Origin of the sequence: Trinickia sp. LjRoot230 (assembly GCF_964253315.1) — a bacterium.
Lineage (GTDB): Bacteria > Pseudomonadota > Gammaproteobacteria > Burkholderiales > Burkholderiaceae > Trinickia.
In genome coordinates, this window is sequence record NZ_CAXUQX020000001.1 from 361,877 (window position 1) to 373,396 (window position 11,520).

An 11,520-nucleotide genomic window follows, 5' to 3' on the forward strand; every position below is an offset into this window, starting at 1 on the left:
AGCGCCTGCACTCACAGCCGCGTTTGATGTTTGACGTTCAATGCCCGTCGAGCAAGTTCATGACGCGCTGCCCCTCATCGGCAGCGGGCTCGCGTGGCGCGGCCGGTTGCTCACCTGCGGCCGCCGCTGACGCCTCCTGCCCCGGTTCGCCTTCTTCAGCGGCCGCCGGCACGCCGACCGAGGCGACGAAGCCTTGCCCCGGCTGGAATTCGTCGAAGTAAAGCTCCCCGTTGACTTGCACTACATCGGCCGGGATCGGCATCTGATAAGCCGGTACGCCCTTGAGCGCTTCACGCATGTAGTCCATCCAGATGGGAAGCGCGACGCCGCCACCTGTTTCGCGATCGCCGAGACTGCGCGGGCTGTCGTAACCGACCCAGGCTATGGCCGCGAGCGTGTGCTGATAGCCAGCGAACCAGGCATCGCGCGATTCGTTCGTCGTGCCGGTCTTTCCGCCGAGATCCTTGCGTCCAAGCTCGTTGGACTTGGCGCCAGTGCCGCGTTGCGCCACGCTTTGCAGCAGGCTGTTCATCACGTAAGCGTTCGCTTCGCCGATGGCGCGCGGCGCGTTGCGCTCGGCTATGATCGGTTGCGCGCGCGCGAGCACGATGCCTTGCTGGTCGGTGACTTCGGAAATGAGGTAAGGGTTCACGCGGTAGCCGCCGTTCGCGAACACCGAGTACGCGCCGGCCATTTGCAATGGCGTGACCAGGCCCGCACCGAGCGCCATCGGAAGGTAGGCCGGATGCCGCTCGGCGTCGAAGCCGAAATGCGTGATGTAGTCCTGCACGTAATGCGTGCCGATATGCGCAAGGATTCGAATCGAAACGAGATTGCGCGATTTTTGCAATGCCGTGCGCATCGTCATCGGCCCGTCGAAGCCGCCGCCGTAGTTCTTTGGCTCCCACGCCGTGCCGCCCGTTTGCGCCGCGCTGAAAAAAAGCGGCGCGTCGTTGATGACGGTGGCGGGCGCAAGCCCCTTTTCGAGCGATGCCGAATAGATGAATGGCTTGAAGCTGGAGCCCGGCTGACGCCAGGCCTGGCTGACGTGATTGAACTTGTTCTTGTTGAAATCGAACCCGCCTACCAAAGCGCGGATCGCGCCGTCTTGCGGCGCGATCGAAATGAACGCGCCCTCCACTTGCGGCAATTGGACGATGGCCCAACGGTCATCGGCTCGCTTCATGACGCGCACGATGGCGCCGGGACGGATGCGCGCGTTCGGTTGCGCGCGCGCACTGAGCGCAGTGGCGGCGAAGCGCAGCCCGTCTCCCGCGATCGTAATGACCGTGCCGTTGGCAAGCGTGGCCTGAACTTCACGCGGTTCGGCCGCGGTCACCACGGCCGCTGCAATATCGCCGTTGTCGGGACGGCTTGCGAGTGCATCGGCGATCGCCTGTGCGCGGGCGGTGCTGTCAGCGGGCAGCACGATAAAGGCATCGGGGCCGCGGTAGCCGCGCCGTGCATCGTAATTCATCAAGCCGCGCCGCAACGCGCGATAGCCGTTCGCCTGATCGGCAGAATCGATCGTCGTGACGACATTGAGCCCGCGCGTGTAGGCCTCGTCGCGGTATTGCGCGAACATCGCCTGCCGCACCATTTCGGCGACATACTCGGCATGCACGCTGAACTGCTGCACCGCGCTTTTGACGATGACTAGCGGTTCGTTAGCGGCGGCGTCGTACTGCGCCTGCGTGATGTCACCCAACTCCAGCATGCGCTGCAAGATGTACTGCTGGCGCAGCTTGGCGCGAGCCGGATTGACGACCGGGTTGTAGGCGGAAGGCGCCTTCGGCAGGCCCGCGAGCATTGCGGCCTCGGCGAGCGTGATCTGTTTGATGTCTTTGCCGAAATAGATTCGCGCGGCCGATGCGAAACCGTAGGCGCGCTGACCAAGGTAGATCTGATTCATGTAGACCTCGAGAATCTGATCTTTCGTCAGTTCCCGTTCGATCTTATAGGCCAGCACCATCTCGTAGATCTTGCGCGTGTACGTCTTCTCGCTGGACAAGAAGAAATTGCGCGCAACCTGCATGGTGATCGTGCTCGCCCCCTGCGTGGCATGGCCATTGGTCAACGCGGCGACGCTGGCGCGCGCGATGCCGGCCAGGTCGACCCCGCCATGATCGTAAAAGCGGGCATCCTCGATCGCCAAAATGGCTTGCTTGAGGAACACCGGGACATCCGCGATGTGTACAACATCGCGCCGCTCTTCGCCGAATTCACCTATCAGCACGTGGTCAGCCGTGTAGATCCGCAGCGGAATTTTCGGCCGATATTCGGTGAGCGCGGCGATGGACGGCAGCCTCGGGCTTGCGACGGCGAGCGCGTAGACCGCGAGCAGCGCAGCGCCGAGCGCGCCGGCGAAGACGAGCGCAGCCAGACCGACGAGCGTCTTCGTCAGCATGCGCCGCCAGCGCGAAACGCGCTTGGGCGGCAAAGCGGGCTCGGGCGGCGAAGCCGGTCCCGGCGGAGGAGGGTCGAGGGGCTGCATAAAAAAAGCTGACGAGCGGAGCCCGGGATTATAGCCGCCGGGCGGCATGCGGCTTTCGATCAGCTTAACGGAACGTCGCCCGCGTGGGCCGTGTTGCCGCTCACGGTGGCCGTTTGGCCGAATGTTCCGACGATACTTCGATACGCACAATTTCTCCATCGCAACGAACGTTGCATGCGAGCCGCCCGCTCGCGGCGAACGTCGCAAGGAGAACGCATGTTGGTCGGAAAGAGATTTACGCCCGCGGTGCGCCGGTTTGCAGCCGGCATCGATCTGAGCGCGCGCGAAGCGAGGCTCGTGGTATTGAGCCGACGCGGCGCGCGCACGGCGCCGGTGCGCGTCGAATGGTTGAGCGTGGCGCGGCTTGAACGGTCGGCCATGGCCGGTGGCCATGTTGTCGACCGGGCCGGCGTTGCCGCCGCGCTTAGCGCCCTTTTTGCGCAGTGGTCCGCCCGACGTTCGGTGCGGACGTTACGGTGCTCCATGGCTGTGCCGCCCAGCGTGACATGGGTTGCTTCGCTGCGGTTGCCGCATCGGCAACGGCCGCACGCCGGCGCGGATGCGGCTATGGCCGAGCTCGCCGCGTCTGACGCGCTCGAAGCGGCCGCGTGCGCGCATGCCGAACACATCGCCGGCATCGAGCGCGAAGCATTGGCGATCGATTGGTGCGTGGAAGATGCGGCGGCAGGCTGGGCCTGGGCACCGCAACCAGGCGCAGATGTCGGCCGGCCATACTTGGCTGTGGCCGCGGCTGCGCGGCAGCATTTGGAGTCGCGCATGGAGGCGGCGGCTGCCGCCGGCATTGCGCTCGCGGCAATTGACGGTGAGCCGCCGGCCGCCCTGCGCGCGCTTTGCCATGCTGCAAGCTTCGAGGTCGGCGGCGATGACTGCTACGCCGCACTGTGGATCGGCGACGATGGCCTATACGGCTGGTGCATCGCCGATGGCGCGATCAAAACGCAGATCCGATATCCCACGCTCGAACACAGCGACTTGTGCGCCGCGCTGCGTGAGCTCGGCGGGGGGCTGCCGCTCGAGTGCGCGTTCGCGGGCGGCGACCTTGGCGCGCTCGCTGGCATCGGAACAACGCTGGCCGACATCGGCGATCTGCTCGGCTGTACGGTGCTGCCGTTCGAATGTGCGCCGTTTGTCGATGCGGCGACATGCGTTTTGCCCGCGAGCGCCGCGGCATTGACGCATGCTCCGAGGTTCGCGGTGGCGTTCGGGCTAGCCCTGCGTGGGGTGGGTGCATGATCGCGCAATGGCTGCCCGGTCGAGGGGGGAAGCCGGCTGGCATGCGGGTTGGCGGCTTTAACTTGCTGCCTTATCGGCAACGCGATGCGCGCAGACAGCGGCGCTGGCGCTTGTTCGAGTGTTTGTCGGCTGGGCTGTGCGGCGCTGCTGCGGCGCTGATCGGCACGGCCACCGGTTCGTCGGACGACGCGCGCGTTGAACGAACGCGTGCTGAGCTCGAATCTGCACTCGCTGCTTTCGGTGCACCGCTTTCCGAACATCGACGGCTGGAGCGCATGCGGGCGCAAGCGCATGAGCATGCCGAGCTCGCGCGCCGGCTTGCGGCACCGGGGTCGACCCTGCTAGAAGTGGTCGAAGCGCTGGGCCGCGAACCCATGGATGGCATCGCGCTCACCCGGCTGCGCCACACGCGCGGCACCGTCGAATTGATGGCGAATGCGTCCGATGGTGCCGCGCCAGCCGCATGGGTCGAACAGCTCGCGCGCGTGCGCGGCGTACGCGCGGCGGAAGTGGCGGAACTGCGTTTCGCCTCCGGCGGCGCAGTGCGGGGCGTGGAATTCGTCGCTCGGGTGAACGTGGACAATGCGCCCGGACAAGAGGCGGCGCCGATGCAGCGGGGACGAGCAGGGAGGCAGCCGTGAGCCGGCGCTTGAGCAGTGCCTCTCGCCCGGGTTGGCTTCGTGGCGGGCTCGCTGGGGTGGCATCGGAGCGTGCGGGCCGGCTCGGTGGGTGGTTTGCGGTATGGTTTTCAGCTCCGCACGCATGGAGTGGGGCCCATCGGCTGCTGTCGGCTGTGGCGCTGTCGGCCGTGGCGTTCGCGGTGTGCACGCATGGTTGGCGGGTGGCCGGACTCGCCGGCTCTGGCGCCGACGACAGCAGGGTGACGTTTGCCGAGCTCGAACGTCGCGTGGCTGATGCCCGCTCGAAGGTCGCGAGTTTGCCGGCGTTGAGGCGATCCGTTCAAAGCGAGCATGCGCTCGCCGCATCCGCCGCAAGCGGCGCGCGTGCGACGACGGCGGGGCACTGGCAAGCTATTTCGGCGCTGGCAGCGCGCAGCGGGATGACGCTTCGCTCGCTCGAGCCGGGCACGCAATCGGGGGGCGGTGCGGAAGCATCCCGTCCCGTGCGGCTCACGGCACAAACCACGTTCGCGGCGTTTGTTTCGTTTCTGCAGGGCGTCGCGACGCTGCCCTCGCTCGTCGTGCCGACGGAAATACGACTCCAACCGGCCCCCGACGGCCTGACGCTGGAGGCGACGCTCGATGTGTTTGAAGCGTTACCTGCAGCGCCGCGCGCCACGAGTAACTCGCCGGCCGAGCGTGATGACGGCGAGGTTTGGCTTGGCGATCCATTCGACGGGACACGCTTGGCCGCCCGCAGCGGCATACCGGCGTTGGATCTCGTTGGGCTGATGCTCGAGGAAACGCGCGGGCTGGCGCTGTTCGACGCGAGTGGCCGGGGTGAGATTTATTTGCCCGGGCAGCTCATCGCCGGGCAGCGTTTGCTGCGGGTGGATGCCCACGGGGTGACGCTCGCCAGCGGAGGCGGCACGAAGGTGATTCTATTGGGCTCGCCCGGGTCTGCCGACGGCACATCGGACCTGACGAAAGGGGGCGCGTGATGAGAAGGCCGAACCTGCGTGCCTCGGTGTTTGCATTTGCTTGCGTTGCGGCCGGCGCGGCCGGCGCGGTCGATGCGGTCGATGCGCGAGTGCCGGCGCTGCCATCACTGCCGCCGTTGCCGCCCGGGATGTTGATCGAACGCACGGAAAGCCGTCAGGTCGACCTGACGGTACCGGGCCACCCTGTTTCGCTTGCGCGCGAGGCGGTCGAGCCGGCGTCCTCGCTTGCCCATGAAGCCGAGGATGATGCTGAAGGCACAGCCGATGGCGAGGGTGAAGCATTGCTTGGTGGGGCGCCGAGTGGCGAAGCGACCCTCGCCGGGCAATCCCCACCGCCGACGGACAAGACGGACAAGCTAGAAGGCCCACCCGTCCCGCTTCCGCCCGCGCAACGCATGAGTGGCGACACGAGCGAAGACGGCACTACTGCCGACGACAAGCTGATCACGCTGCGCTTTCGCGACGCGCGGCTTGCCGACGTGCTGGACGCATTCGCGCGCTTCACCGGGCTGAACATCGTCGCCAGCGAACGCGCGCGCGGCAACATCACGATATTTCTCGACAACGTACCGTGGCGTACTGCCTTCGATACGTTGCTGGAGGTGAACGGACTCGCCATGACACGGCGCGGCAATGTGATCTGGGTCGCGCCCGTTGCCGAACTGGCAGCGCGCGAACGGCTGCGTTTCGAGGCGCATGCGCGGGCGGCCGACCTCGAACCGTTGGCAAGCCGCACATTCGCGCTGCGCTATCCACGTGCCGAGGAGGTGCAGCGCCTGCTGAGCGCCGCGGGCGGGCAGCGTGTGCTGTCCAAGCGCGGCACCGCGATGGCGGATGCGCGCACCAACTTGCTGTTCGTCACGGATCTTCAAGCCCGCCTGGCGCAGGTGGCCGAGTTGATTGCGGCAATCGACAAGCCGAGCCGGCAGGTGTTGATTGAGGCGCGCATCGTCGAAGGGGCGCGTGGGTTCTCGCGCGAGCTCGGCGCCCGGCTTTCGCTGCGCACGGTAGGCGGCCAAGCGGGCAGCGGGGATGCGAGAGGGCTCGCGGGTGACGCCAACGGGCGCGTATATGACCTGGCCGCGCAGGCGCTCGCGGGCTTCGACGCCGCCACGGCCGGTCTCACGCTTTTCGCGGCGGGGGCCACACGCCTCGTGACAGCGGAGCTTAGCGCGCTGGAGGCGAAAGGGCGGGGGGAGATCGTGTCCAGCCCCCGGATCGTGACGGCGGACCGAACCAAGGCGATCGTCGAACAAGGCACCGAACTGCCCTATCAGGCGAAGGTGCGCAACGGCGTCTCGGGCATCCAGTTCCGTCGCGTCACGCTCAAGCTCGAGGTAGAGCCGCAAATTACTCCTAACGGCCGCGTGATCCTCGATCTCGACATCGCGAAAGACAGCATTGGCGAGGCAACGGCGGCCGGACTCGCCATTGATACGAAGCACGTTCGAACCCGCGTGGAAGTGGAGGACGGCGGCACGGTGTCGATTGGAGGCATTTACGAGACTCAGGATCGCGATGATGTGACGAGCGTGCCGCTGTTGGGCAAAATACCGGTTTTGGGCGCACTTTTTCGTCACCGAGCCCAGCGCGAGCACGCAAGCGAACTCGCCGTCTTTATTACGCCGCGGGTGGTCAGCCTCGATTAGGAGCGCCCCAAAGCGGTTGCAGAGGCGGTTCGCCGCCCGCCGCGCGACTCGACAAGCCGGCGCCTTTGCCAGTAAGCTGCGCCACGAACCACGTGTAGATCAATCAGAGGATACCGTTGCAAGAGCGGGGCGCAAACACCAGCATTTTTTTCGTGGGACTCATGGGGGCCGGCAAAACCACTGTGGGTCGCGCCGTTGCGCGCCGGCTGGACAGGCCGTTTTTCGACTCCGACCACGAAATCGAAGCGCGCACGGGCGCGCGCATCCCGGTTATCTTCGAACTCGAGGGTGAGGCGGGTTTTCGCGAGCGCGAAGCGCAAGTGATTGCCGAGCTGACGGGCCGCGATTCGATCGTGCTGGCAACCGGCGGCGGAGCGGTGCTGCGTCCGGAAAATCGCGCGATACTTCACGCGCGCGGCATCGTCGTCTATCTTCGTGCGAACCCGCATGATCTCTGGCTGCGCACGCGCAAGGACAAGAACCGGCCGCTTTTGCAGACACAGAACCCCAAAGCGAAGCTCGAGGCGCTCTACGAGGTGCGCGATCCGCTTTATCGCGAATGCGCGCATTTCGTCGTCGAAACAGGACGGCCCTCGGTCAACGGACTCGTCAATATGGTCCTGATGCAACTCGAGATGGCCGGCATCGCCGGTCAGGCAAATACATGAACATGATTACCGTTAGTGTCGACTTAGGCGAACGCAGCTATCCCATCCATATCGGGACCGATCTGATCGGGCGCCCCGAGCTTTTTGCGCCGCACGTGGCCGGCGCATCGATCACGATCGTCAGCAATACCACGGTCGAGCCGCTCTATGGCGAGCAGTTGCGCGCGGCGCTCGCGCCGCTCGGTAAAGAAGTCTCGACGGTGGTGCTGCACGATGGCGAAGCGCACAAGAACTGGCAAACGCTCAACCTGATTTTCGATGCGTTGCTCGAACGGCACGCCGATCGCAAGACGACGTTGATCGCGCTTGGCGGCGGCGTGATCGGCGACATGACCGGTTTCGCCGCGGCGTGCTACATGCGCGGGGTGCCGTTCATCCAGGTGCCGACCACCTTGCTTTCGCAAGTTGATTCGTCGGTGGGCGGCAAAACCGGCATCAACCACCCGCTCGGCAAGAACATGGTCGGTGCGTTTTATCAGCCGCTGGCCGTCATCGCTGATATTGCCGCGTTGCGTACGCTGCCCCAGCGCGAACTGGCGGCGGGCCTCGCCGAGGTCATCAAGACCGCTGCGATTGCCGACGCGGCATTTTTCGATTGGATCGAAGCGAACATCGACGCGCTCAATCGTTGCGACCCGCAAGCGCTAGCGCTTGCGGTCAAGCGCTGCTGCGAGATCAAGGCGTCGGTCGTGGCCGCGGACGAACGCGAGGGCGGCCTGCGCGCGATACTCAATTTGGGGCACACGTTCGGCCATGCGATCGAAGCGGGGTTGGGTTATGGCGAATGGCTGCACGGCGAGGCGGTCGGTTGCGGCATGGCGATGGCGGCTGATCTTTCGGTGCGCGCAGGCCATCTGGATGACGCCGCGCGCCGGCGCATCGTCGCGCTCGTCGCGGCCGCCCGGTTGCCGACGCGCGCGCCCGAGCTAGGCGCCGAGCGTTATATCGAACTGATGAAAGGGGACAAGAAGGCCGAGGCGGGCAACATCAAGTTTGTGCTGCTCGAGGGTATCGGGAAGCCGTTGATGACGAGCGCGGCGGAGGACATGCTGCGCGCAACGCTTGCCGCGTGCGTCTGAGCGCGCTCGCGAATCCGGCGGCACGTGCGGCGTGTGCAGGCGATCCGATTAGGGGGGAATGTGAAGCAGAACCCAACGCATGACGAACCGGCTGGCGCCTCTTCAGATGAGCAGCGACGGCAGGCAGTTGCCGCACAGTTGGACGCTCCCACGGTAGCCATGTTGGAAGCGCATCTTGCGCCGTATGCCGCGTGCTCGGCGAATTCGCGCGGGCGGCGTCACGCGGAGCCCGAGCCCGTTGCGCGCACCGAATTTCAGCGCGACCGCGATCGTATCGTCCATTCGACGGCCTTTCGCCGCCTGGAGTACAAAACCCAGGTTTTCGTCAACCACGAAGGCGACTTGTTCAGAACGCGGCTCACGCATAGCCTCGAGGTTGCGCAGATCGCCCGCTCCGTGGCGCGCAACCTGCGTGTGAACGAAGACCTCGTCGAGGCCATTTCGCTCGCACATGATCTCGGTCATACGCCGTTCGGCCACGCGGGCCAAGACGCGTTGAACGACTGCATGCGCGAGCATGGCGGTTTCGAGCACAACCTGCAAAGCCTTGCGGTGGTCGACGAACTCGAGGAACACTACGGCGGTTTCGATGGCCTCAACCTCTGTTTTGAAACGCGCGAGGGTATTCTCAAGCATTGTTCGCGCGAAAACGCGTTGAAGCTTGGCGAGCTCGGCGAGCGGTTTCTGAAGGGCAAGCGGCCGTCACTGGAGGCGCAAATCGCGAACATCGCAGATGAAATTGCTTATAACAATCACGATGTCGACGACGGCTTGCGATCAGGTCTGCTGACGATCGAGCAGCTTTCGCAAGTCGAACTTTGGCGCACGCACTACGCCGAGGCGAAAGCGGCGCACCCGCAGCCAGAGGGGCGCCGCCTCGTGCACGAAACGGTACGTCGGATCATCAACACGCTCATCGTCGATCTGATCGACACGACGCGCGTGAACCTTGCCGAGCATGCCCCGGATTCGCTCGACACCGTGCGCGCGGCGCCGCCGCTGGTTGCGCACAGCGCGGCCGTCGCAGCGCAAGCGGCTGAACTCAAGCGCTTTCTTTTCAAGAACTTGTATCGCCACTATCGCGTCATGCGGATGGCGAACAAGGCGCGTCGTGTGATCACCGGCCTTTTCGATGCGTTCACCGACGACCCGCGCCTTTTGCCGCCCGATTATCTGGCCGACAATCCGGCGATGCAGCCGCGGCTGATTGCGCATTACATTGCGGGCATGACCGACCGTTACGCGCTCAAGGAATACCAACGTCTATTTGTCATCAACGATAACTAAACTGCTCGACCGGCACGACGGTGCATCGACTTTCGTTTTGCCGCGCGCTTACTCGCGCGTTTATTCCAAGGAGAAAAAAATGAAGGGATATAAGACACTGGTCCGTTCGTTCGCAATCGGGGGTGCGCTGCTCGTCGGCGTGAGCCAGGGTGCAGTTGCGGCGACGGAGATCCAGTTCTGGCACGCGATGGAAGCGGCGCTTGGGGAGCGGGTCAATGACATCGCCAACGATTTCAACGCGTCGCAAAGCGACTACAAGATCGTTCCGGTGTACAAGGGCAGCTACGATCAGACGCTTGCGGCCGGCATCGCCGCCTATCGCAGCGGCAATGCGCCGGCGATTCTGCAAGTGTACGAGGTCGGCACGGCCACGATGATGCAGGCGAAAAAGGCCATCGTTCCGGTGACGGATGTCTTCAAGCAAGCTGGTGTGCCGCTCGATCAGAGCGCTTTCGTGCCGACTGTCGCCAGCTATTACAGCGATGCGAAGACGGGTGAGCTGATCTCGATGCCGTTCAATAGCTCGACACCGGTGCTTTACTACAACAAGGACGCGTTCAAGAAGGCGGGCCTCGATGCGAGCCGGCCGCCGAAGACCTGGGACGAAGTGGCCGCCGATGCCGCGAAACTGAAAGCGGCGGGCTTGTCGTGTGGCTTCACGACAGGCTGGCAAGGCTGGGTTCAACTCGAAAATTACAGCGCATGGCACGGCCTGCCGTTCGCGAGCCGCAACAACGGCTTCGATGGAACCGATGCGAAGCTCGAATTCAACGGCCCGCAGCAGATCGCCCATATCGCCTTTCTGCAGAAGATGGCGAAGGATGGCGTCTTCACCTATGCCGGGCGCAAGGACGAGGCGATGTCGAAGTTCTACAGTGGCGACTGCGGCATTCTGACGAGTTCGTCGGGCTCGCTCGCATCGATCCGCAAATACGCCAAGTTCGACTTCGGCACGGGCATGATGCCGTACGATGCGTCCGTGAAAGGCGCGCCGCAGAACGCGATCATCGGTGGCGCGAGCCTGTGGGTGCTGTCGGGCAAAGACGCGAACGTCTATAAGGGCGTGGCCAAATTCCTCACTTACCTGACGTCGCCCGCGGTCGCGGCGAAATGGCATCAGGATACGGGCTATCTGCCGGTGACGAAGGCGGCTTACGAGCAGACCGAGAAGGAGGGCTTTTATGCCAAGCACCCGGGCTCGGATACGGCGATCAAGCAAATGCTGAACAAGCCGCCGCTGCCTTTCACAAAAGGGCTGCGTCTCGGCAATATGCCGCAGATCCGCACGATCGTGGACGAGGAGCTCGAACTGGTATGGGCGCAGAAGAAAACGCCTAAGGAGGCGTTGGATTCGGCTGTCTCGCGTGGCAACGAACTGCTGCGTCGTTTCGAGAAATCGGGTTCGTGATCGGGACCTGAAGAACGAAGCTTCGAAGTACGAATGCGCGGCCGTCGTCGCACGACACGC

Annotated in this window: 9 protein-coding genes; 8 read left to right on the forward strand and 1 reads right to left on the reverse strand. The window is 64.6% G+C overall.

The features are described from left to right. Positions 1–37 precede the first annotated feature (37 nt). Complete coding sequence (locus tag ACSQ20_RS01725; protein WP_436016845.1) at positions 38–2,494, reverse strand: penicillin-binding protein 1A; 2,457 nt, start codon at positions 2,492–2,494, stop codon at positions 38–40. A gap of 216 nt (positions 2,495–2,710) precedes the next feature. Here ACSQ20_RS01725 and ACSQ20_RS01730 point away from each other — a divergent pair, with 216 nt between their 5' ends. The 8 genes from ACSQ20_RS01730 to ugpB all read left to right on the forward strand — a co-directional run bounded on the left by ACSQ20_RS01730 (position 2,711) and on the right by ugpB (position 11,460). Continuing rightward, positions 2,711–3,748, forward strand: a complete 1,038-nt coding sequence (locus tag ACSQ20_RS01730) for a pilus assembly protein PilM (RefSeq protein ID WP_436016847.1) — start codon at positions 2,711–2,713, stop codon at positions 3,746–3,748. Continuing rightward, complete coding sequence (locus ACSQ20_RS01735; protein WP_436016849.1) at positions 3,745–4,389, forward strand: fimbrial assembly family protein; 645 nt, start codon at positions 3,745–3,747, stop codon at positions 4,387–4,389. Before ACSQ20_RS01730 ends, ACSQ20_RS01735 begins: the two co-directional genes overlap by 4 nt. Beyond that, complete coding sequence (gene pilO, locus ACSQ20_RS01740) at positions 4,386–5,369, forward strand: type 4a pilus biogenesis protein PilO (RefSeq protein WP_436016851.1); 984 nt, start codon at positions 4,386–4,388, stop codon at positions 5,367–5,369. The genes ACSQ20_RS01735 and pilO overlap by 4 nt, the downstream gene beginning before the upstream one ends. Next, positions 5,369–7,018, forward strand: coding sequence for a type IV pilus secretin PilQ (locus tag ACSQ20_RS01745; protein WP_436016853.1), 1,650 nt, complete (start codon positions 5,369–5,371; stop codon positions 7,016–7,018). Before pilO ends, ACSQ20_RS01745 begins: the two co-directional genes overlap by 1 nt. A gap of 161 nt (positions 7,019–7,179) precedes the next feature. Then, positions 7,180–7,686, forward strand: a complete 507-nt coding sequence (locus ACSQ20_RS01750; RefSeq protein ID WP_436016855.1) for a shikimate kinase — start codon at positions 7,180–7,182, stop codon at positions 7,684–7,686. A gap of 2 nt (positions 7,687–7,688) precedes the next feature. Beyond that, positions 7,689–8,765: a 3-dehydroquinate synthase gene (aroB, locus tag ACSQ20_RS01755; protein ID WP_436022851.1), complete on the forward strand. Its 1,077-nt coding sequence runs from the start codon at positions 7,689–7,691 to the stop codon at positions 8,763–8,765. A gap of 42 nt (positions 8,766–8,807) precedes the next feature. Further along, positions 8,808–10,052: a deoxyguanosinetriphosphate triphosphohydrolase gene (locus tag ACSQ20_RS01760; protein WP_436022853.1), complete on the forward strand. Its 1,245-nt coding sequence runs from the start codon at positions 8,808–8,810 to the stop codon at positions 10,050–10,052. 79 nt (positions 10,053–10,131) lie between these two features. Continuing rightward, positions 10,132–11,460 (forward strand): sn-glycerol-3-phosphate ABC transporter substrate-binding protein UgpB, encoded by a 1,329-nt coding sequence (gene ugpB, locus ACSQ20_RS01765; protein WP_436016857.1) that lies wholly within the window; start codon positions 10,132–10,134, stop codon positions 11,458–11,460. The last annotated feature ends 60 nt before the right edge of the window (positions 11,461–11,520 follow it).